This window comes from Rhodoferax sp. GW821-FHT07F03, assembly GCF_059418745.1.
Map to the genome: position 1 here is coordinate 1 of NZ_JBWKQM010000021.1, position 20,909 is coordinate 20,909.

At 60.8% G+C, this 20,909-nt stretch carries 24 protein-coding genes; 11 read left to right on the forward strand and 13 right to left on the reverse strand.

Annotation, left to right across the window (positions count from 1 at the left end; genetic code table 11):
• The 5 genes from AC07R0_RS24560 to AC07R0_RS24580 all read left to right on the forward strand — a co-directional run.
• The coding region (locus AC07R0_RS24560; protein WP_495106851.1) for a DUF2345 domain-containing protein at nt 1-513 on the forward strand (513 nt) is incomplete at its 5' end.
• Nucleotides 510-2,129 carry a hypothetical protein gene (locus AC07R0_RS24565; RefSeq protein ID WP_495106852.1) on the forward strand — a complete coding sequence of 540 codons (1,620 nt, stop codon included), beginning with the start codon at nt 510-512 and terminating at the stop codon, nt 2,127-2,129. The genes AC07R0_RS24560 and AC07R0_RS24565, both read left to right, overlap by 4 nt.
• Nucleotide 2,130: 1 nt before the next feature.
• On the forward strand, nt 2,131-2,724 hold the full coding sequence (locus AC07R0_RS24570) for a hypothetical protein (RefSeq protein ID WP_495106853.1): 594 nt from the start codon (nt 2,131-2,133) through the stop codon (nt 2,722-2,724).
• A 113-nt stretch (nt 2,725-2,837) separates the two neighbouring features.
• Nucleotides 2,838-3,230 (forward strand): hypothetical protein, encoded by a 393-nt coding sequence (locus AC07R0_RS24575; RefSeq protein WP_495106854.1) that lies wholly within the window; start codon nt 2,838-2,840, stop codon nt 3,228-3,230.
• A gap of 7 nt (nt 3,231-3,237) precedes the next feature.
• Entirely contained in the window at nt 3,238-3,828 is a 591-nt protein-coding gene (locus AC07R0_RS24580; RefSeq protein WP_495100030.1) for a hypothetical protein, read from the forward strand.
• Nucleotides 3,829-3,865: 37 nt separating this feature from the next.
• Here the strand turns inward: AC07R0_RS24580 and AC07R0_RS24585 are convergent, their stop codons facing one another.
• From AC07R0_RS24585 to AC07R0_RS24620, 8 genes are all read right to left on the reverse strand, one after another.
• Nucleotides 3,866-4,303 carry a nuclear transport factor 2 family protein gene (locus AC07R0_RS24585; protein WP_495106855.1) on the reverse strand — a complete coding sequence of 146 codons (438 nt, stop codon included), beginning with the start codon at nt 4,301-4,303 and terminating at the stop codon, nt 3,866-3,868.
• Nucleotides 4,300-5,070: an SDR family NAD(P)-dependent oxidoreductase gene (locus AC07R0_RS24590; RefSeq protein ID WP_495106856.1), complete on the reverse strand. Its 771-nt coding sequence runs from the start codon at nt 5,068-5,070 to the stop codon at nt 4,300-4,302. Before AC07R0_RS24590 ends, AC07R0_RS24585 begins: the two co-directional genes overlap by 4 nt.
• Nucleotides 5,071-5,134: 64 nt before the next feature.
• A complete protein-coding gene (locus tag AC07R0_RS24595; protein ID WP_495106857.1) occupies nt 5,135-5,662 on the reverse strand; it encodes a DUF3833 domain-containing protein in 528 nt (175 codons plus the stop codon).
• Nucleotides 5,659-6,942, reverse strand: coding sequence for an MFS transporter (locus AC07R0_RS24600; RefSeq protein WP_495106858.1), 1,284 nt, complete (start codon nt 6,940-6,942; stop codon nt 5,659-5,661). The genes AC07R0_RS24595 and AC07R0_RS24600 overlap by 4 nt, the downstream gene beginning before the upstream one ends.
• A complete protein-coding gene (locus AC07R0_RS24605) occupies nt 6,939-7,433 on the reverse strand; it encodes a chalcone isomerase family protein (RefSeq protein WP_495106859.1) in 495 nt (164 codons plus the stop codon). The genes AC07R0_RS24600 and AC07R0_RS24605 overlap by 4 nt, the downstream gene beginning before the upstream one ends.
• Nucleotides 7,434-7,474: 41 nt before the next feature.
• Nucleotides 7,475-8,719, reverse strand: a complete 1,245-nt coding sequence (locus AC07R0_RS24610; RefSeq protein ID WP_495106860.1) for a class I SAM-dependent methyltransferase — start codon at nt 8,717-8,719, stop codon at nt 7,475-7,477.
• Between the two features lie 5 nt (nt 8,720-8,724).
• The gene (locus tag AC07R0_RS24615) at nt 8,725-9,516 is read right to left on the reverse strand and encodes a DUF1365 domain-containing protein (RefSeq protein ID WP_495106861.1); all 792 of its coding nucleotides are present in this window, start codon (nt 9,514-9,516) and stop codon (nt 8,725-8,727) included.
• Nucleotides 9,513-10,796 (reverse strand): NAD(P)/FAD-dependent oxidoreductase, encoded by a 1,284-nt coding sequence (locus tag AC07R0_RS24620; RefSeq protein ID WP_495106890.1) that lies wholly within the window; start codon nt 10,794-10,796, stop codon nt 9,513-9,515. The genes AC07R0_RS24615 and AC07R0_RS24620 overlap by 4 nt, the downstream gene beginning before the upstream one ends.
• Nucleotides 10,797-11,192: 396 nt before the next feature.
• Between AC07R0_RS24620 and AC07R0_RS24625 the strand changes: the two genes are divergently transcribed.
• Entirely contained in the window at nt 11,193-12,053 is an 861-nt protein-coding gene (locus AC07R0_RS24625; RefSeq protein ID WP_495100039.1) for a ferritin family protein, read from the forward strand.
• Nucleotides 12,054-12,072: 19 nt separating this feature from the next.
• On the opposite strand, the gene AC07R0_RS24630 is transcribed toward AC07R0_RS24625, so the two are convergent.
• Nucleotides 12,073-13,275 carry an HD-GYP domain-containing protein gene (locus AC07R0_RS24630; protein WP_495106862.1) on the reverse strand — a complete coding sequence of 401 codons (1,203 nt, stop codon included), beginning with the start codon at nt 13,273-13,275 and terminating at the stop codon, nt 12,073-12,075.
• 25 nt (nt 13,276-13,300) lie between these two features.
• Nucleotides 13,301-14,185, reverse strand: a complete 885-nt coding sequence (locus AC07R0_RS24635; RefSeq protein ID WP_495075504.1) for an HD-GYP domain-containing protein — start codon at nt 14,183-14,185, stop codon at nt 13,301-13,303.
• A gap of 88 nt (nt 14,186-14,273) precedes the next feature.
• Here AC07R0_RS24635 and rfaE2 point away from each other — a divergent pair, with 88 nt between their 5' ends.
• Both rfaE2 and AC07R0_RS24645 read left to right on the forward strand, forming a co-directional pair.
• Nucleotides 14,274-14,768, forward strand: coding sequence for a D-glycero-beta-D-manno-heptose 1-phosphate adenylyltransferase (gene rfaE2 / locus AC07R0_RS24640; protein ID WP_495075818.1), 495 nt, complete (start codon nt 14,274-14,276; stop codon nt 14,766-14,768).
• The gene (locus AC07R0_RS24645; protein ID WP_495106863.1) at nt 14,758-15,882 is read left to right on the forward strand and encodes an SLC13 family permease; all 1,125 of its coding nucleotides are present in this window, start codon (nt 14,758-14,760) and stop codon (nt 15,880-15,882) included. The genes rfaE2 and AC07R0_RS24645 overlap by 11 nt, the downstream gene beginning before the upstream one ends.
• A gap of 69 nt (nt 15,883-15,951) precedes the next feature.
• Here AC07R0_RS24645 and AC07R0_RS24650 read toward each other — a convergent pair whose 3' ends face one another.
• Together AC07R0_RS24650 and AC07R0_RS24655 are read right to left on the reverse strand one after the other, a co-directional pair.
• Nucleotides 15,952-16,215 carry a helix-turn-helix domain-containing protein gene (locus tag AC07R0_RS24650; protein WP_495106864.1) on the reverse strand — a complete coding sequence of 88 codons (264 nt, stop codon included), beginning with the start codon at nt 16,213-16,215 and terminating at the stop codon, nt 15,952-15,954.
• A gap of 42 nt (nt 16,216-16,257) precedes the next feature.
• A complete protein-coding gene (locus tag AC07R0_RS24655) occupies nt 16,258-17,076 on the reverse strand; it encodes a hypothetical protein (protein WP_495106865.1) in 819 nt (272 codons plus the stop codon).
• 158 nt (nt 17,077-17,234) lie between these two features.
• On the opposite strand from AC07R0_RS24655, the gene AC07R0_RS24660 reads away from it, so the two are divergent.
• The 3 genes from AC07R0_RS24660 (at nt 17,235) to AC07R0_RS24670 (ending at nt 20,507) form a co-directional block, all read left to right on the forward strand.
• Nucleotides 17,235-18,800 carry an ATP-dependent nuclease gene (locus AC07R0_RS24660; RefSeq protein WP_495106866.1) on the forward strand — a complete coding sequence of 522 codons (1,566 nt, stop codon included), beginning with the start codon at nt 17,235-17,237 and terminating at the stop codon, nt 18,798-18,800.
• On the forward strand, nt 18,785-19,834 hold the full coding sequence (locus AC07R0_RS24665; protein WP_495106867.1) for an AAA family ATPase: 1,050 nt from the start codon (nt 18,785-18,787) through the stop codon (nt 19,832-19,834). The genes AC07R0_RS24660 and AC07R0_RS24665 overlap by 16 nt, the downstream gene beginning before the upstream one ends.
• Before the next feature lie 73 nt (nt 19,835-19,907).
• Nucleotides 19,908-20,507: a GNAT family N-acetyltransferase gene (locus AC07R0_RS24670; protein WP_495106868.1), complete on the forward strand. Its 600-nt coding sequence runs from the start codon at nt 19,908-19,910 to the stop codon at nt 20,505-20,507.
• A 33-nt stretch (nt 20,508-20,540) separates the two neighbouring features.
• On the opposite strand, the gene AC07R0_RS24675 is transcribed toward AC07R0_RS24670, so the two are convergent.
• Nucleotides 20,541-20,864, reverse strand: coding sequence for a low molecular weight protein tyrosine phosphatase family protein (locus AC07R0_RS24675; protein ID WP_495106869.1), 324 nt, complete (start codon nt 20,862-20,864; stop codon nt 20,541-20,543).
• Nucleotides 20,865-20,909: the final 45 nt, after the last annotated feature.

The following is a 20,909-nucleotide window of genomic DNA, read 5'->3' on the forward strand; positions in this document are numbered from 1 at the left end:
GCCAAGGGCCAAGTCGATGTAATGAGCGCCAACGCCCACATCGACTGGGCTGCGGCCAAGCGGATTCGCATCGCTACCGCCGCGGGGGCGAGTATCACCATTGAGGGTGGGAACATCACCACCACCGCACCGGGGCAGATCACCGTGCATGCTTCTGAGAAGGTGTTTGAGGGGCCGGGGCGGGTGGGGTATACCCCTCCGCACTTGCCCAAGACCGAACTAGCCAACACCGATTTGGAATTCCGCCACATCACCGACTGGGGGGAATCCATCGCAGGGGCCAGCTACAAAGCCACATTGGTAGACGGCAGCACCCGCTCAGGGACACTGGATGCCATGGGTATTGCCCGCATTGCGGGCGTTCCAGCAGGCACTGCTGCCAAGGTGGAATACAAATACCACCCATTGCCGGCCAGTTCCAGCGTATCGACAGACATGCACGATGACGTACACGAGCTATTGAACTGGATGCCTGCCAACGCAGGCAAGGCGAATGGAGAGAGCCAAGCATGAGCGGGAATACCCACCTGAATACGCCTCCGAACGGCCACAGCATGCTTGATGACGCATGGGCAAGCGTGGTTGGGGGCATGGACTGGCTCAAGTCGGTTCTCTTTGGCGAGTTTGCCGACCATCGCCCCTTGTCTGCCGTCGTAGCCGACATGCTGGTAAGTTTTCTACCCGGGGTGGTGATCGTTACCAGCGCACGCGACGCAGTGGCTGTCATCCTGCGCATGGCCAATCATCCAGAAAAGCGCGAAGAGCTGATGGAGTGGGTGCTTTTATGCGCCTGCCTGATCGTGCTCGCCTTGCCATTGGCCATGGCTGCTGGTGGTGCCGCCGCAGCCGGTGTGGGGGCGATTGTTGGCGGCATTGCCGGCTCCGAGCTGGGTGCGGCCTTGCGGGCTGTAATGCTCCTGCTTATTAAGGAGGCATCGAAGCTGGTGGAGCTTGTGCAGTTTTTGCAAAAGTTCATTAAAGGCGACGTGATGAAGTTCTTGCGGGCAGTGAAATTCGCCAAGTATGAAAAAGCGGTGGTTCAGGCTCTGCAAAAGGTTACTGGCAAGCTGTTGGAGATGGTCATAGCCCTGCGCACGCACCTGGAGAGCTTGCGCTACTTCGACACGGTCAAAGCCACCATTGCCAAGTTGGTGGAGTGGGAGAAGAAGTTCTACGCGGTGCAACAAGATGCGCTCAAGCAGGTACCCAAGGCAATGGCCGAGCTAGATGCACGCTTGACAAAAGTATTGGCGCAAACCGCGCCGAAAGAGGTGCACACCGTTTCTGCCGGTGTGCAGGCAGACAAAACAGTAGCCCAAGTGCCCGTCAAACAGCTGGTGCAGGACACGCCGGGCAAAGTGTTGGCCAAGGTGGAGAACAAAGCTCCGGCCGCCAAGGCGAAACCGAAAGTAGAACCCAGCAAGTCCGCGAAGCCTAAAACTCCGCTCAAGGCAGAGCCGCCACCGCTTAAAGAGAAACCTGATCCGGTCAAGCCGCCGGAGGAGGGAATGAACACGAAGAAGCAGGCCGCTGCAGATGCTTTGGCGGCTGCGGATAAGGAGCGGATTACGCAATTGTCTAAAGCTGGAAAAATCGACGAAGCGAGGGAGATTTTGCAACCTCATGTTGATGCAGCAAAGGCAGCAAAAACTGCAACCGAAAAGCAGGCGGCAATGGATGAAATTTTGAAGCGTTTAGACGTCACATCGGATAAGGAAAAGATGTTCTGGTCCGGGAACAAGGATTTGGCAGGGAAGATCGCTGCTGAAAAAGGTAAGACCATTCTTGAACAAACTCCCGGGGGTAAGGTGATCGACGGATGGAAGGATTTAAACAACACCTTTTCATGGAATAAGGAAGATATGCCTCCTCATGGTTGGGATTTATGGGGCGACGTTTCATCCAATTATTCAAAGGGTGCATCCGGGGTTATCGATGTTGTGCAAGATGCGGGGAAATTTCCTGCTGGTGGTCCAACTTGGAGAGGACGCGAGTGGCCAACGATCCTCGACGAAGGCAAGGTGACTTCAATAAATATTTTTAGTATGGACAAAGCAGGCAATGTGCTGGACACAATGAAAATAAAACCAGATAGCGCTGAGGCGTTTTCCCTTTTTGGAGGAAATTAATATGACTGCAGCATTCGATAAATTTATGAAACAATACAAAATGACCGGCAGCGAGAAGGCTGATGGTTATAGTACTGATGCATTCATTGGCCTCGATGACAGTGAAAAAGAAAAAGCTTTCGAATTACTGATAACGGAACTTCCTTTTTCAGCAGAATGGATTTTCCTTCTTGATAAGCAAAAAGCAATATCTGTTGTGCAGGCAATGGAAAAAAAGCTAAGGGGTCAGTATTTGGAGCATGTCTATATGCTTCAGCAGCAGCTTGTCAAAAATACAGGTGACTTAACGTATCAAGCACATATGATTGAGGACTTCCCAAGTTACTCAGATCGTATAAAACCACTTGTCGTGGATGCCATTGGCCGTACCCCAACTTCTGATGAGGCGATAGTTTTTTTTAAACAAGTAATACTGACTGAGGCGAATTCGAGCGCAGTCGCGCGGGCTGCGAGGCGTTTATTGGAGGCAGTTGCCCTGCCTCGTGGCTCGGATGTTGATGATCAACGCTACTCCTTGCTGATTGCTGAACTACGCAGCGATTCAAATGACGTGAAGCTCCGCGCTCTTGCGCAAATTGAGCGCTACCAGATCTGATATACGTCACGGCCCAGTGGGGTAAAGCCGGAAAAATAGAAGAGGCACGCGCCTATCTGAGAGAGAAGGTTCTGGACAATCCGAATATCGCTCCCGCAGACAAGCCAAAAGCGTTGATTGATCGTTTGGATGTTTCGTCCGCCACAGATAAAGCTGTTTTCTGGTCAGGTGACTTGAATGCAGCAAAAGCAAAGGCTGCCGAGATGGGGGGTGTCACATTGGAAACTACTACAGGGGGCAAAGTGGCCGACGGGTGGACTGAGTTAGGGGAGAGATTTCCGGGATGGCAGAACGATCCGCCACCAAATGGACACGATTTTTGGAGCGGTTTGTCAGCGAAATATGCAGAAGGAACCAGCGGAACTGTCAATGTTGTGCAGAGTGCCGAAAGGGCTGCCCAAGGAGGTGGTGGCATTTGGAAGGGGACTGAATTTCCGATATTAAAAGACGCCCAAGATGCAGGTGTTGTTGACGAAATTATTTATACCGTCGTAGCGCCGAAATAGGATTTATGTGAGTGATGCATTTAACAAATTTCTCGATGAATACAACGCGAATGGGCGGGAAAAGCTTGACGGCTATACCTTGATTTACCTGGATTCACTTAAAGGTGACGAACGAGATCAAGCAACTGAAATGTTGCGCAAAGAAACTATTCGCGACGGAATGGGAATGGAGGGTCTGGTACGCATAAATCCCGATGTTGCCTTGAAGACCCTACTGCAAGTGGAACAAGAATGGCCGGAGACTAGAACACAAAAATCATTTGAACTCTATTACTGGCTATGGAAGCTCACCAATGAAGAATCTTATGCAGAAAAATTTTGCTCTTGCAGACCGTTTTTGAGTGAGGCCAGCATCGTCCCGTTTTACACGCATGCAAGTTGGATTATCGAATCACCCACAATCGAACAAATGCTGCGCCAGGCTATCTATGTGGAAATCAACAAAATTGGTTTATCCACCGCAGCAAGAGCCCTGCTAAACAAGTATGGATATAGCAGCGATATACCTACGACCAAATCAGAGTACCTTATAAAGTGGCGCATATTGACTGCTGGAACAATTACACAACGCCAGCATGTACTTCAAAATTTAGTGTGACTTTCAGCGCTACATCTGGACTAGCTCGGCTCCATCCTTAACTATTCACCCGCTTCTTCAGCCATCGCATCAAGCCACCCACCACGGGCAGCTTTTCGTACAGCTCCTCGGCTGTATCCCAGTAGTCGCGGTGTAGGGTGATGCGGCCGTCCGGCCCCAGCTGCAGGTGCGACCCGCCGTGGATGGTCTGGGTGACGGTAGGGCTGAAGCTTTTGAAGCGGAACTGGAAGTCCCAGGTCAGGAAGCACTGCGGGCCGCTGCTGATGTGCTCCTGCACTACGAAGCGCGGCCCATCCAGCGTGTCGAACATATGGCGGTAGATGCCCTGGATGGCGGGTAGGCCTTGCACGTCTTTGAACGGGTCCTTGAAGCGCGCGTCGGCGGCGTAGATGTCGCCGCAGCGCGCCACCGAGGTGGGCGTCAGTGTCTCGAAGAAATCGACGATGGTCTGCAGGGGAATGGGTGTGTCGCTCATAGGCCGGTCATGCCGCGTACTGCCCGGAAGTAGGCGCCGTAGGGTAGCAGGCGCAGGGCCTTCATCCACAGGGTGAAGCGTTTCGGGAAGTGGATTTCAAACGCGCCCCTGGCCCAGCCGGCCAGCATGGCGGTGGCGGCCTGCTCGGGGGTGATCAGGGCCGGCATCTGGAAGTCGTTCTGCGCGGTCAGCGGGGTTTTGACGAAGCCGGGGCAGACCAGGCTCACGCCTATGCCCTGGTCATGCAGATCTAGGTACAGGGTCTCGGCCAGGTTGATCAGCGCGGCCTTGGTCGGCCCGTAGGCCAGGCTTTGCGGCAGGCCGCTGTAGCCGGCCACGCTGGCAACCAGGCTGATGTGGCCGCTGCCCTGGCGCAGCAGCACCGGCAGCACCGCGTCCAGCAGGTGCAGCACGCCCACGTAGTTGACCTGCAGGTGCCGCTGCATCTGCACCAGGTCAAAGGCGGTGGCGCGTTGGGCGCGGTAGTAGCCGGCGCAGTAGACCACGGCGTCGATACACCCCAGTTGGCCCAGGCTGAGCGCGGCGGCCTGCAGGGCGGCGTGGTCGGCCGTGTCCAGCGGCACGGTGCGCGCGCCGGGGTGCTGGTCCACGAAGCGCTGCAGCGCGTCCGCTTGGCGCGCCGACACCACCACCTGGGCGCCCTGGCCGTGCAGCGCCTGCGCTGTGGCCAGGCCGATGCCGCTGGAGGCGCCGATCAGCCACACGGTTTTGCCGTGCCAGTCGGTGATGCGGGGGTTGAGTGACATGCTGTCTACTATTATTTTGATAGCTGCTTGCGCAGGTTTTATGTGCGCTAGCTGCCGATTTGGCTTAACGTTTCGTGAATGAGAGCGTGACGTCGCCCAGGTGGATGCCTAGCTTGGACATGCGGGCTTTGTTCAGCATCACGCGCTCGGTGACCAGGTACATCCAGTCGTCCATCTGCACGTTGTAGACCGAGCCGTCCACCGGCAGCGCCAGGGTGTAGTTCCAGTGGAAGGCGTTGCCGCTCTCCTCGCCCAGGGCAGCGCCCACCACGTCGTCGGCCCGGCCGCTGTAGCGACCGTCGGCCTCGCGGTGCATGCGCCAGATGCGCTTTTGCGTGCTGCCGTCGGAGTAGCTGAAGGACTCGTCGAGCGCACCGTCGTCGCCGCTCCAGCTGCACACCATCACCACGGTGAAGCGCTTCACCACCTTGCCAGACCGGTCCGTGAACACGCCATAGGCGTCCAGCGTGCCGTTGAAGTAGCTGCGCAGGTCCAGCTTAGGTGTTTGGCCCGCGTAGTCGGTCACTTGGGGGCCTGCGCAGCCGGCCAGGGCGGTGATAGCGGTGGCGGCGAGCAGTAAACGGCGTTTCATGGGGATACCTCGGGGGTTGGACGGACGATGAGCCAATACAGAGCGGCGGCGGCCAGGGCTTTCAGCACGCAGGGCAGCAGGCAATAGACGGCGCTGAGGGCGCGCAGGGCGGGCGCGTCCTGCGCGCCGGGTGTGTAGCCGGCCAGGGCCAGCAGCGGCAGGGCCAGGCCGGCGGCCAGCGCCAGGTTCAGTTTGGTGGCGAAGTTCCACCAGCCAAAGTACAGGCCGGTGGCGTTGCCGCCCACGCCGTGGTGCTTGGCATCTTTGACCACGCCCGCCAGCAGCGCGCTGGGCAGGGCCAGGTCGGTGCCCAGCGCAGCACCTGAGGCCACGCAGACCAGTAGAAAAGCGGTGCTGTCGCCCGCACCCAGCAGGCTGGCGCCGACAAAGCTGACAACCGACAAGCCCATGCCGACCAGCCAGGTGCGCGCCAGGCCCAGGCGCACCACCACCTTCAGCCAGAGCGGAATGGACAGCGCCGCGCAGATGAAATAGGTGGCTAGAAACAGCGGCTGTAGGGCGGCTGCGGCCTGCAGCCGGTCTTGCACAAAAAACAGCACCAGGGTGGCAGGCACGGCGCTGGCAATGCCGTTCAGCAGAAACACCGCCAGCAGCCTGCGAAACGCCGGGTTGCGCCAGGGTTGCCACAGCGCGGCAGGGCTGGCGTGTAGAGTCGCTGCGGGGGTGGATGGCGCTACCGAGCGGCTCCAGGCCCACCAGCCGGCAGCCAGGCCCAGCACCAGCAGACCCACGGTCGCGGGCAGGCCCAGCAGCACCGGGGCTACGCTGGCCGTGACCACGCCCACCAGGCCCAGGCCTTCGCGCCAGGCCACGATGCGGCTGCGCTCGGTCTCGCTGCCGCCCAGCAGCGCGGCCCAGGACTGGTGCAGCACGCCGAGAGTGCTGTAGGCGGTATAGGTCAGCACCAGCAGCGCTGCGGCCCACAGCAGCAGGCCCTGCGGTGTGCTGGCCCAGGGAAAGAACAGGCCGGCAAAACCCAGCGCCATCAGCAGTGCGGCGCCCGCCGCCACCGCCAGCACGGCACGGTGCGAGGTGGCAAACAGCCGGTCGCCCCAGCGGCCCAGCAGCGGGTCCACCACGCCGTCCAGCACCCGCGCCGCCAGCAGCAGCGGGCCCAGCCACGCCAGGGGCACGCCCAGGGTGGTGGCGTAGTGGTGGGGCAGCACCACGTACAGCGGCAGCGCCACAAAGGCCAGGGGCAGGCCCATCAGGCCGTAGAGCAGGCCGTTGCGCGGGGTGAAAGCGGCGGAGGATGTCACGGTGTGGCGGCCAGCAAGGCCTTGCGCATGGCCGGCTCGGAGGTTTGGGGCGACAGCCAGATGCCGAAGAACAGCGCGGCAAAGTTGCCGTCGCGGATCTCGCCGGTGGGCTGGCCATTGGTCAGGAAGCGCGCAGTCTGGGTCTGCGGTTCGTAGATGCCCAGGATGCGGTCGCCGCGTTGAACGTCGGGGAAGGCAGCCTCCAGCTTCTGCTGCCAGGCCTGGGCCTGGGTGTCAGGAATGCTGGCGCTGCGGCGCATTTCGGCAATCGATCGGCGGGCGATGTCGGCGCGGCTGAAATCGCGCAGGTAGCGCAGCTCCAGAGCGAAGGGCGTGTCGGCATAACGCGCGGCCTGGAAGCCGGGCGCCACCCAGAGCTGGGCGTCATACACCTCAAAGCCCCACACGCGTAGGCGCGTGCTGCCGCTGAGCGTGGCTTGCGGTACGGCCTGGGCCACCGGTGCGGGCAGGTCTGCCGCCCACAGATTCAAGCAAAAAAGGCCTGCGGCGCAGGCAATACCTGCACAGGAAGCTACTTTTTTAATAGCGTGTACTGAACTAGATTGATGTTGCCCTTGTCGAAGGCGGCTTCGCAGTAGGCCAGGTAGAACTCCCATAAGCGCATAAACCTTTCGTCAAAACCCAGTTGCAGCACCTCGGTGCGGGCGGCCAGAAACTTGTCGCGCCAGCGGCGCAGGGTCTCGGCGTAGTCGGGGCCGAAGGCGAACTCGTCCACCACCTCCAGCCCGGCCGCGGTGGCTTCGCGCTTGAACTCGCGCGGGCACGGCAGGCAGCCGCCGGGGAAGATGTACTGCTGGATGAAGTCGGTGCTGCTGATGTAGCGCTCGAACAGGCTGTCGTCGATGACGATGCTCTGGATGCAGGCGCGGCCGCCGGGCTTGAGCAGGCGGGCCACGGTCTGGAAGTAGGTGGGCCAGTATTCGCGGCCCACGGCTTCCACCATCTCGATGGAGCAGATGGCGTCAAACGGCGCGTCGGCGATGTCGCGGTAGTCCTGCAGGCGCAGGTCGGTGCGGCTGCCTAAGCCCAAGCGCTCGCCCAGCTGGTGCATGCGCTGGTTGGCAAAGGCCAGTTGCTCGGTGCTGAGGGTGACGCCTGTGACGCTGGCCTTGAATTCCACCGTGCCCATCTCGGCCAGCGCGCCCCAGCCGCAGCCTATCTCCAGCACGCGGTCGCCCTTTTGTACGTTGGCCATGCGCAGGGCGCGGCGCACCTTGGCGTTTTGCGCCAGGCGTAGCGGCTGGTCCAGCGCGCCCTCGAACCAGGCGGACGAGTAGTTCATGCTGTCGTCCAGCCACAGGCTGTAGAAGGCATTGCCCAGGTCGTAGTGGGCGTGGATGTTCTTCTGGCTGTTCGCCTTGGTATTGCGGTTCAGCAAGTGCTTGATGCGGTACCACAGCCGGCCTATCCAGTGGCCGTAGACCACGTCCTCAATCTCCTGCCGGTTGCAGATGAAGACGGTCAGCAGGTCGGTCAGGTTGGGCGTGGTCCAGTCGCCGGCGATATAGGTTTCGGCCACGCCGATGTCGCCGGACTTGAGGGCGGCGACGCAGACGTTCCAGTTCTTCAGCGTCATGGCCGCGGTGGGGGCGTCGCCATGCTGCTGGTGGTTGCCAAATACCTGCATGCTGCCGTCGGGCAGCTGCATGGTCAGGCTGCCGTGGCGCAGGCGCTGCAGCAGTTGCAGGGCGCTGCGGGCGGCGGCGGGCGCGTCGGAGGGAATGGCGAAGCGTGGGGCGGTGGTGCTGATGGGCATGGGCTCTATCTCGTCACAAAATCTTGGGGTGGCTGGGGCTTGCGGAAGAAGGGCACGCGCTGGCGCCACAGCTTGAAGGCTTGCCAGTGGATGCGGGCCATGACGCCCAGGGTCATGGCCGGGTAGCGCCACAGGGCGCGGCGCATGCTGGCGGTCGTAAAGGGTTCCAGCGTGCCGCTGACGCTGGTTTCGATCAGCGCGCCCTGTGCGTCGTCGTAGTCCACCCGGGTCACGGTCTTGTCGCCGGCCCGCATGAAGCGGAAGCGGTAGCCGCCCTCCACCGGACAGAACGGCGAGACGTGGAAGACCTTGGCGGCGCTCAGCTCTAGGCCATAGCGGGGCTGGTCCAGCACATAGCAGTGGCGTTCGCCAAAGGTGTTGTTGACCTCGACCACGATGGCGCGCAAGGCCCCATCGGCACGGTGGCAGTACCAGAAGCTCACCGGCTTGAAGGTGTAGCCGAATACGCGGGGGTAGCAGTGCAGCCAGATTTCGCCATCGGCGTCGGCAATGCCTTCGCGCTGCAGCAGCGCTTCAACCCATGCCAGGGCACTGCCCTGGCCGTCGCCGTGGTCGGCGTCATAAAAGCTCAAGGCCGCGCGGCGGTTGATGGCTAGCTTTGTCGTGCCCAGTGAGCGCATGGGCAGCATCAAAAAATAGGTGGGGTAGGCAAACGCATGGCGCACCGGGCGTAGCCGGGTATGCCGCACTTGGCCAAAGCCAATCAATGGTGCCCCCACGCTTCTCACTGCGTGTAGTGCGCTGCCCCCCGAGGGGGTCGTGCCTGTGGCGTTCATACCCCCGCCTTGATCTGCTCGGCCACGGCCAGCCCAGCTTTCAGGCCATCTTCATGGAAGCCGTAGCCCATCCAGGCGCCGCAGAAATAGGTGTTCTGCTGGCCCTGCAGCGCCGGCATGCGTTTTTGCGCCGCGATGGCGGCCAGGTCCAGTACCGGGTGTGCGTAGTCGTAAGTGCCCATGACATGGGTACGCGCGATCTCGCGGATTGGATTCAAGGAAACCACCACCGGCTGTTCCCACGGCAAGGGTTGCAGCTTGTTCAGCCAGTAGTGCAGACACACGCGGCTGGATTCGGTCTCGGTGGCCGGAGCGCGCTCGTAGTTCCAGGCGGCCCAGGCCACCGGGTTGCGCGGTAGCACCGATGCATCGGTGTGCAGCACCGCCTGGTTGGCGTGGTAATGGATGGCGCCCAGGGTGGCGGCCTCGGCCTGCGTGGGCTGGTCCAGCAGGGCCAGGGCCTGGTCGGAATGGGTGGCTAGCACCACTTTGTCGAAGCGCTCGCTGCGTTGGAAGCCGTGTTCCTGGCTGGCAATGAACACGCCGTCGGCGCGGCGTTCTATGCGCTGCACGGGGCTGTGCAGGCGCTTGTCTTTGATGCGGGCCGTGATCTTGTCCACATAGTGGCGTGCGCCGCCGGTCACCGTCCACCACTGGGGCCGGTTCAGCACCTGCAGCAGGCCGTGGTTGTGGCAGAAGCGCACCATGGTGGCCACCGGAAACTGCAGCATCTGCTCGGTGGGGCAGCTCCAGATGCAGCCCATCATGGGCAGAAAGTACCAGTCACGGAAGGCGCTGCCAAAGCGGTGCTGGGCCAGGAAGTCGCCCAGCGGTTGCGCCAGAGCTGCATCGTTGTTGCCCAAAGCCAGCTGGGTGCAGAGCTTGTTAAAGCGCAGCAAGTCGCGCAACATGCCCCAGAAGCGCGGTTTCCACAGATTGCTGCGCTGGGCGAACACGCTGGACAGGCTGCTACCGCTCCATTCCAGATGCTGTGGCCCGGGGATCTGGGCCGAGAAAGACATATCGGTCTTGCTGGTGGCCACCTCCAGCTGCTGGAACAGCGCAATCAGGTTCGGGTAAGTGCGTTCGTTGAACACCAGAAAGCCAGTGTCCACCCCATGCGTGACCGGCCCCTGCGGCGTGGGCAGGGTCAGGTCCACCGTGTGGGTATGGCCGCCAAAGTAGCTGCCCGCTTCGAACAGGGTGATGTCGGCGTGGTCGTGCAGGGCATGGGCCACGGCCAGGCCGGAGATGCCGGAGCCGACGATGGCCAGTCGCATGCGCGCTGTCATGGCCGGTCGCCAGCAATGAGGGTGAGGAAAGTGGCCGCGAAGCACCCCGGAGCGAACAAGGGAGTGAGGGAGGAGGAGAACCGCCCTGGGGCATCGTGTCTACGCACAGAGCGCGGACGGCTTCGCTGCCAATAAAAACAGGTTGCGCGCATAGCGGCAACACGGGCAGTGACAGCGCCTGGGGCTAAAAAGTTCCCCCAAGCGTACCGGGCTGGCGACATTGCGGGAAATAGGACTGTGGATCGCATGGTGGGATAATATACCAATCAGTCATATTTCGACCAATAAGTTATATTTAAGTCGTTACAGGTTTGTTTACTTGATGGTTTTGAGAATAAATGTCATCTGCACCGCCTAGAATGAAACCAGCTATGAAGGACTGCCATGCTCTACCCTGAACTTTTCAAGCAACTCGAAGCTGTACGCTGGAATATGGAAAAGGATGTTCCCTGGGCCGACTTTGATCCGGCGCTGCTGACCGAAGAGCAGGCCCAGACCATCAAGATGAACGCCATCACCGAATGGGCGGCCTTGCCGGCCACCGAGATGTTCCTGCGCGACAACCAGGACGACAGCGACTTCTCGGCATTCATGTCGATCTGGTTCTTTGAAGAGCAAAAGCATTCGCTGGTGCTGATGGAGTACCTGCGCCGCTTCCGCCCGGACCTGGTGCCCACCGAAGAAGAGCTGCACGACGTGCGTTTCGAGTTCGACCGGGCCCCGCCGCTGGAAACCCTGATGCTGCATTTCTGCGGCGAGATCCGCCTGAACCACTGGTACCGCCGCGCCAGCGAATGGCATTCCGAGCCGGTCATCAAGAACATCTACACCAAGCTCAGCCAGGACGAGGCCCGCCACGGCGGCGCCTACCTGCGCTACATGAAGCGCGCCATCGCCAATGTGGGCAACGAGGCGCGCACCGCCTTCACCAAGGTGGGTGTGCTGATGGCCAGCGCCCGCCGCACCGCCCAGGCCCTGCACCCAACCAATCTGCATGTGAACGAGAGCCTGTTCCCGCGCGACACCATCCAGAGCCGCCTGCCCAACCCCGAGTGGCTGGAGCACTGGCTGGACACGCAGATCAAGTTCGACGCGGTGTGGGAAGGCAAGGTGGTGGACCGCATCCTGCACAACCTGAGCCTGCTGATGGACCGCAGCTTCAAGACCGTGCAGGAGCTGAACCGCTACCGCAAGGAAATCACCCGGGAACTGGCCGAAGCCACCCCCCCGGGAGCCCCCGCCTAGCGGCTCAAGGTTGGCGCTGCTAGATCAGCGCCAGCAGCTTGTGCAGCTGCACTTGCACCCGCACATCGCGGTGCAGTACATGGGCCACGATCTTGTAGTTGGGGGTGTTGGTCTCGCGCACGATCAGCTCGCCGGTGGGCATGCCTTCGCGGTTCACCAGCACGGCCACGCGGGGGGCCGTGGTATTGGCGCTGCGGCGTATGACCGCCGCGATTTCACCATTCGCCAGGCGCACGAAGACCCCGGGTGAATACACGCCCACGGCCTTGATGATGGCCGCGCCCGCCTCGTCCACGTTCTTTTCCTCGTCGTAATAGCAGGCCTGCATGGCCGTGGTTGGAGGTATGGAGTCGCGCCCCACGCGCGGCGACAGCCGTGCAATGAAAGAGTCGGCGCGCTGTATCAACCGGGACATGCGCAAGGCCACGGTCTTGGCGTCCAGCGGGCCGGGGGCGCGGTCATGGTGGTGGCGCACGGCCAGCAGCCAGTCTTCGTTGTCCACGCCCAGGGCCAGCAGCATGGTGAAGGCGCGCTGCGGGTGTTGCTCCACCATCTCGATCTGTTGCGCCGTCATGGCTTGGTTTTGCACCGCCAACTGGTCTTGCAGCGCGGTCATGGCGATGTTCATGGTCAGCACGGCTCGGCCCAGCGTGGCGTCATGCTCGGGCGGCCAGTTCAGCACATCGCGCGCGGCCATGCTGCACACCACGTACACCAGCATGGCGTGGGTGGCGCTGTACATGTGCACCTCGGTGGCGGCCAGGTGCATCAGCGCGCACAGGGTGGCATCGGGGTGCAGCTGCACCAGGTTGTGCAGCTCGTTGTACAGCTTGTCCAGCCGGGGCAGGAAGTTTTCGGCCTGCGGGTCGCGCAGCAAGGTGTTGGCGCGCATCTGCAGCGCCGTCCAGTCCGGAATGCCCGAGGCTTCGGTGGGCTCGACCGGCGCCAGGTCGTCGGCACCCAGCTGCATTTCGGCAATGTGGCCCAGCGTGGTGTCTGTGCGCACCATGTCGTACAGCTTGCCCACATAGGCCCGGTGGTTGTCGGCCGCGTCCACGTCCACGCACAGCGTCATGCCGCGCGATGTCCAGTAGGTGATCTCCTCGCGGCTGGTGATGGTGTAGCCCTTGTTGGCCAGCAGCACCCCGTTTTCATTGCGCAGGGTGAATGGCAGCGGCTGCCCCAGGCGCAGGGTGCTGAGGTTGACGGGGATGAGGTTCATGGTGGCGATGCCTGGGTGTGCGCGGTCAAATCAGTTCCAGCAGTTGCTCCATGGGCACAGCGGCGCGTACATCGCGGCGCGCCACATGGCCGGTAATCTTGTAGCTGGATTGCTGGGTGTCGCGCACGATCCACTCGCCGGTAGGGAAGCCCTGCCGGTTGATCAGTACCGCGACCTGCGGTGTGGTGTTGTGGATGCCGCGCCGGATCACGGCCGCAATCTCCTGGCTGGCCAGCCGGACCAACGTGCCCGGTGCGTACAGGCCCACGGTCTTGACCAGGGCGGCGCCGGCTTCATCGGACTGCGCGGCCGCCACCGGTGGCAGGCACAGCCGGCCCAGGCGCGGCGACAGGCGCGCCGCATAGATGTCGGCACGCTGTATCAGGCGGGCGATGTGCAACGCCTCGCTGGCCGGCGGGCCGGGCGTGCGGTCGTGGTGGTGGCGTACGGCTTGCAGCCAGTTCTCATCGCTCACGCCCATGCTGCGCAGCATGCTGCAGGAGCGTTCGGCATGCTGTTCCACCGCTTCCATCTGGGCCACGCTCAGCGGCTTGGTCTGCAGCACCAGGTCGTCCTGCAGGGCCGACATGCTGATGTTCATGGTCAACGCGGCCTTACCCAGGGTGGCATCGCGCTCGGACGACCAGTTCAGGGTTTCGCTGGCGGCCAGGCTGCACACCACGTAGACCAGCATCGCGTGGGTGGCGCTGTAGCTGCGCATCTCGGTGGCCGAAAGGTGGATCAGCGCAAACAGCGTGGCATCCGGATACTGCTGCACCAACCCATGCAGCTCCTGGTAGAGCTGCTCCAGCCGCGGCAGGAACTGCGCGCTCTGGGTGTCGCGCAACAAGGCATGGGCCTTTTGCTGCAGGGCTGCCCAGTCGGGCAGATAGGTGGGAGATGGCGGCATGGTGGCAAAGATTATCTATTCAGGTATCGACAAATCAACTCTCCTCTTGAGCAGGTACTGAGCCTGCTAGCATTTGACCATGACGTCAATGCTCGCTGTACCTGCTTTCTTGCAAAAAATATGCCCCCGGGAAGATGCGCAGGCCCAATTGGCCCGCCTGCCCCGCCCCTGGGTCTTCACCAACGGGGTGTTTGACATCCTGCACCGCGGCCACGCCACCTACCTGGCCCAGGCCCGGGCACTCGGTGGCAGCCTGGTGGTGGCGCTGAACAGCGATGCCTCGGCGCGCCGCCTGGGCAAGGGCCCGGACCGCCCGCTGAACAACGAGACCGACCGCGCCGTGATGATGGCCGCGCTGGAGTCGGTCAGCCTGGTGACCTGGTTCGATGAAAACACCCCGCTGGAGCTGATCACCGAGCTGCGCCCCGACATCCTGGTCAAGGGCGGCGACTACGACATGCAAAAGCTGGCCGAGACCGCCGTGGTGCAGGCCTATGGCGGCACGGCGCTGGCAATACCCTTTGTAGACGGCTACTCCACCACCGCGCTGGTACGCAAGATCAAGCAGCCGCATGGCGCCTGAGCCGCTGCTGCAGCGCGTCTGGCAGACGCTGCGTAACGACATTTTTCTGCAGATCCTGTTGCTGGCCCTGGTGGGCCTGAGCTGGGCCACCCGCACGCCCTTGCGCGCCTACCCGACCCTGGTGGACTGGCCCACCATCGCCGCCCTCACCGGCCTGCTGGCCTTGACCAAGGGCGTGGAAAGCAGCGGCGCGCTATACCGCCTGGGCCACTGGCTGGTCGGCTACATGACCAGCGAACGCGCCGCCGCCCTGTGCCTGGTGACCGCCGCTGCCGCGCTGTCTACCGTGCTGACCAACGACGTGGCGCTGTTCGTCATCGTGCCGCTGACCCTGGGCATCTGCCGCATCACCCCGCTGCCCACGACCCGCCTGGTGGTGTTCGAGGCGCTGGCTGTCAACGCCGGCTCGGCCCTTACGCCCATCGGCAATCCGCAAAACCTGTTCCTGTGGCAACTGTCTGGCAGCTCCTTTGGCCAGTTCGTCTGGCACATGCTGCCGCTGGTGGCCATCCTGATGTTGCTGCTATGGGCGGTGACGGCGCTGGCCTTCTCCGGCCGCGAACTGAAAACCAGCGACCCCGAGTCCGAGCACGCGCTCAGCCGTCCGCTACTGGCCGTGTCCCTGCTGCTGTACCCGGTGTTCCTGGTGCTGACCGATATGCACTACGCCCCCTGGGCCTTGCTGGCCGTGCTGCTGTGTCTGGGCCTGCTGCGCTGGCGCGTGCTGGCGCAGATCGACTGGGGCCTGCTGCTGGTCTTCGTGCTGATGTTCATCGACCTGCGCTTGCTGGCCGGGCTGGACCTGGTGCAGCACGCACTCGCCGGCTGGGGGCTGCAGCAGCCCATGCATTTGTTCTGGGCTGGCATTGCCGCCTCGCAGGTGGTCAGCAACGTGCCGGCGGCCATCGCCCTGGCCGAGTTTTCGAAGGACTGGAAGGTGCTGGCCTACGCCGTCAACATCGGCGGCTTCGGCCTGATGGTCGGCTCGCTGGCCAACCTGATCGCTCTGCGCATGGCGCCAGACAAACGCGCCTGGATCAGCTTCCACGTCTGGTCCATCCCTTTCCTGGTGGCCGGTGCGGCCTTGGGCTGGGTACTGCTTTTTGCTATATAAAAGGTAGCTACTCGCGCAGGTGGAATCTGCGCTAGCGGCCATTTTTATTCAAATGACCGCCGGGGTTCTTCAGCCCTCTGCTACTTCGGGCGGCTGCAGCCGCGTGTTGATGCCATACAACGCCAGCAAGCCCAGCACATGGCCAATGGCAACGCCCGGCTCGCCGGACTCCACGCGGGCAATGGTCTGCACATGCACGCCCAGCCGGGCTGCCGCAGCGGCCTGCCCTTCGCCAGCGGCGACGCGGGCCTGCTTGGCTGCGGCGCCCATGTCCTTGATGGCCTGCACCGCGTCGTTAGGGATGTGGGAAGAGATTCGTTTGCCTTGGGTCATGGCTGGATTGTCTACGTAGAGCGTAGCACCGCCCCGGCCCGTTCAAGAGCCGGGCACGAACACCATGGCGATGCTCACCCACACGCCGAAGCTGAAGTACGGCGTCAGCCACAGCGCGTCGGCCCGCCAGGCCGACCAGTTGCCGCTCGGCACGCGGCGCTGCCAGGCGTCGCGCGCGCCCTGGTCCAGGCGCATATAGGCCAACCCGTGGGCGCGGCCATGCTGGTAGCGGCGCCAGTACATCGGCACGTCCACGCACAGCACATAGGCCACGAAGGATACCGAGCCCAAGATGCCGGCGATGGCCAATGCCTGCACCCAGCCGCTGCTGCCCAGGGCCACGGCGCCCAGCAGCGCCGCCATCCACGCAAAGCCCGCCGCCCACAGCGAGGACTCGACCGCCTGGGTAATGTGGTTCAGCGTCAGCACGCTGTGCCAGCAGAAACCCTGGGCCACCACCATGAACACCGGTATCGCCCACGCCGCCATCTGCACCCACGGCAGGCCGGCATGCACGCCCAGCTGGTGCACCAACAGCCCCAGCTGCAGCGCAAAGCAAATCTCGGCCACCGTGGCCGCGCTGCGGCCAAGGAAGATGCTGGACAGCCGTGTGTCCACTACCACCAGCCGCTCCAGGTCCACCCGGGGCAGCACCGACCGGTAGGCGCACACCAGCACGTACACGCCCGACAAGGCCAGCTGCAGCCCCGCGTAGATACCGCTGCCCGGTCCCATGTGCAGCACGGCCAGCCATAGGCACACATTCAGTACCGCAATCGCGCACAACGCTCGCCACCAGGACAGGACCCCTATATCGGCTTCGATGGGGACTAGCGAAAAAGTGTGGCGGTTTGATGACATGGGGGTCAGGGTAACCGGGAGGGGGTTGGGGAGGCAAGTGCTTTCAGCAATGAGGACGCAGGGCTCACCTAACATAGGCCGTGGAGGAGTGGCCGGCAGCAACAACGCGGCTCTCAGGATTAGCTTGCAAACCAATGGCGTTGTGCCAGGGAGGAAAAATGCCGACGATTGAAAAATTAATTTTGTCGAACTTTAAGAAGTTTGATGCCCTTGAACTTGAGTTTGACCCCGATCTAAATCTTCTAATCGGGGACAACGAAGCAGGGAAGAGCTCCATACTGTTGGCGCTCGAGCTCGTAATGGGTGCAAGCCGCAACAAGGTTGAGACGGTTGGTCTTGAGACCCTGCTTAATGCAGCCGCAGTGAAGGCATTTCAAGCCGGGGTGCGCACAATTGAGAACCTACCGGAGCTGTTTGTTGAGGTTTATCTTTCGGTAGGTGCTAAACCAGGGCTGAGCGGAAAGAACAACTCGAAGCGCCTCGAGCGGGACGGTCTGAAGATGACCTTCAAGCCGATGGACGAGTTCAGTAAGGATATCGCCGAGGCACTGGCGGAGGATCCGACGAACTTTCCATATGAGTACTACGGCGTGCAGTTCATGACATTCGCCGGAGACGCCTATTCGAGCGTAAAGCGCCATGTACGACACTTGGCTATCGACAGTTCTAGGATTGACAGCGACTACGCGGCGCGTGAGTACACCCGGTCTGTCTTCGCGCTCCACGCGGACGTGGCCCACCGAAGCAAGCTCGAGAACGCCTATCGGCAGAACAAGGGGGCGTTCAGAGCTACTCACCTTACCGAACTGAACGACGGAATTGACGACTACAAATTTTCGGTCCGAACGAGTGCCAAATCAAACCTCGAGGCCGATCTAGTTATCACTGAAGACGACATTCCGATTGAGAGCAAAGGGAAGGGACGTCAGTGCTTTATAAAGACAGAGTTTGCACTCCGAAAACGTGGTGGAGAGAGCCGCTTGGACGTACTGCTGTTGGAAGAGCCGGAGAACCATCTCAGCCATGCAACGATGAATAAACTCATTGACCGCATCGCGCAGTCTTCGAACCAGCAGTTGTTTGTGGCAACACATAGCAGCCTCATATCGTCACGTCTGGACTTGCGCAAGGCTATCCTGCTGGGCGCGGGTGGCAAGAATGCTAGGCTCAACAAGCTTCCAGAGGACACTGCAAAATTCTTTATGAAGGCGCCAGACAACAATGTGCTCGAATTCGCGTTGTCAAGGAAAGTGATACTGGTAGAGGGGGATGCCGAGTTCATTCTCTTGGACGCCCTTTACTCTAAGCACACCGGTTCCTCATTGAAGCGCGATGGTGTGCATGTGATCTCCGTCGGCGGCACAAGCTTCAAGCGGTACCTTGATCTTGCCAAGTTGTTGGACGTGAGAACAGTCGTCATTCGCGACAACGACGGCGACTATCAGAAGAACTGCGTCGACAACTACGCGGAGCACGTGACTGGGACTGCGAAGGTTTTCGCCGACAGCGAATCGATTCGCCGCAAGACTTTTGAAATCTGTCTCTACGATGACAATAAAGCACTGTGCGACGAGGTCTTCGTTACGCCCCGTCGAAAACTATCGGCTCTTGAGTACATGCTGGCCAATAAGACAGATGCTGCGTTCGAGTTACTGCAAAAGAAGGAGGCAGATCTTGTTGCGCCCGTTTACATGCGAGAGGCCATCAAGTGGATAAACGAGTAGTCTTCGCGGTTGCAGGATCGGGGAAGACGACGCTGTTGGTGGACGAACTCAATCTTCAAAAGCGGGTGTTGCTGATTACCTATACCGAGAATAACTGCGCGGAGATCCGGCGAAGGGTGATCGCGAAGTTTGGTTATTTGCCTGAGAACATCTCGGTGAACACCTACTTCACCTTTCTAAACTCATTCTGTTATAGGCCGTTCCTACTGGATGAGATGAAGACGAAAGGCATATGCTTCGAGCGACCCGCTGATCACACCTCGCTGATGAAGCTTACTAATCCGGCTCGCTATATGACCTCGGAGAGGCGTGTTTATCACGCGCGCATGGCAAAGTTGCTCGAAGTCAAAGGTTGCATCGCTGAACTACAACGCCGCATTGCGCGGTACTACGACAAGATCTGCGTTGATGAAGTGCAGGACTTCGGAGGTCATGACTTTAATTTGCTTAAGCAGATCGTCGCGGCGAAGGTGGAAGTTCTTCTCGTTGGAGATTTCTTTCAGCACACATACTCGACAAGCGTTGACGGTGCAGTGAATAAGGGACTCCACGATAGTTTTGATCGTTTCAAGAATAGTCTGCAGGGCGCTGGACTCGTTGTCGATACAACGTCTCTGCTGAAAAGTCATCGCTGCAGTGCAACAGTTTGTGAATTTATTCAGAAGCACATAGGTGTGGAAATCCGTCCTGCCGTTGAGCGCGTCACGACGGTTTCCATTGTTCGCGATGCGGACACTGCCGCACAGATTTATGTCCGCGGTGATACCGTGAAGCTATTCTTTCGGGAGCAAGATAAATACTCGTGTTACTCGCAGACGTGGGGAACATCTAAGGGTCAAGATCACTATCAAGACGTCTGCGTCGTCATGACCGATGTAGCATGGAAAAAGTACGAAGCAGGAGGGTTAGCGGGGTTGGCTGCGCTGTCGAGAAACAAGCTGTACGTGGCCTGTTCGCGCGCCCGCGGTGACCTTTACCTTATGCCGGAATCATTGCTCAAAAAGTTCAAGGCTACTGCCGAAATGCGCCATTGAGCGGAGCGATTCCTTACGATGAGTCGCTTCGTGGATATCCCATTTAGCAGCACAAGAATGTAGAGACAGCCCCATGCACAAGCCCGCCGGACCGCATAGTTCAGAGCCATTGCCGTTTGAAACGGATCGTCTCATTCTGCGTCCTTGGCGCGGCAGTGATCGTGAGCCTTTCGCGGCGATGTCATCTGATCCCGAGGTGATGGCGTATTTGCTCCCCTTTGCTTCACCCGAGGCCGTGGACAGCTGGATCGCTCGGCAACAAGCGCATTTGGCAACGCACGGCTTTTGCCTGTGGGCCGTAGAGTCCCGAGATACCGGCGAATTCATAGGTGCGACTGGCCTGCTCCGCATTGGCTACCAGGCCCATTTCGCTCCTGCTGTGGAAGTGGGCTGGCGTTTGGCTCGCCGATTTTGGGGCAAGGGATATGCCCCGGAGGCCGCACGCGCGGCCATTAACTTCGGCTTCGATCGTCTTGGACTTCAAGAGATCGTGGCTAACACGGTGCCGCATAACAGCAACTCACGCCGCGTTATGGAAAAGCTGAGTATGGCGTACGACCCTGCGGACGATTTCGACCATCCATTGGTGCCCGCAGATAGCCCGCTGCGAAGGCAAGTGCTATACCGCCTACCACGCGAACGTTGGACTGGGCTTTCGGAGATGGGCATTTAAATCGGCCCAGCAGCTTCCGGCCGATACGCAAACCTACCGCAGATGCCCCGGCACCCGCTTCTCCAACAGCGCCACGAGCTCCGGCTGCATGAACTGGTAGTTATCCGGTATATCCAAACACACCACTTTCTTCCCGGCCAAGTGCCGCTTGAACCGCTGGCTCAGCTGCGTGCGGTGCCGCTTCTCCATCACGCAGATGATGTCTGCCCACTCGATCTGGTCCGCGCTCAGCGGGCAGTCTGCGTCGGGCGCCAGGCCGGCGGAGTCGGTTTCTATGCCGGGTACGGTGGAGAAGACATGCTCGGCCGTGGGGCTGCGCAATCTGTTGCGGCTGCAGATAAAGAGTACGCGTGGCATGGCTGGCGCTGTATCCCAGGTTTAAACAAAAAAGGCCGCCAGCGC